Annotated in this window: 1 protein-coding gene; it reads left to right on the forward strand. The window is 65.7% G+C overall.

Translation table 11 applies throughout. From position 1 onward, the window contains the following. Nucleotides 1-271, forward strand: a 271-nt coding sequence (locus BST14_RS32060; RefSeq protein WP_211280857.1) for a hypothetical protein, incomplete at both ends; no start/stop codon positions are given.

Genomic DNA, 271 nt, shown 5'->3' on the forward strand with positions numbered 1-271 from the left:
CAAGTATCCTCTGTGGAAATATCTGCTGATCCTGGCGGTCCTCGCCGTCGGGTTCATCTATTCCGCACCCAACCTCTACCCGGACGACCCGGCGGAGCAGATCAGCGGCGCCAGCACGGCGCTGCAGGTCACCCAGGCCGATGTCGACCGCGCTGCCAAGGCGCTGACCGACGCCGGTATCGCGGTGAAGGCCGACAGCCTGTCGAAGAAGGGCGGCCTGATCCGCCTGGTCAAGCAGGACGACCAGCTTCCCGCCAAGGAAGTGGTGCGC

It is taken from the genome of Mycobacterium arosiense ATCC BAA-1401 = DSM 45069, assembly GCF_002086125.1.
Taxonomy (GTDB): Bacteria; Actinomycetota; Actinomycetes; order Mycobacteriales; family Mycobacteriaceae; genus Mycobacterium; species Mycobacterium arosiense.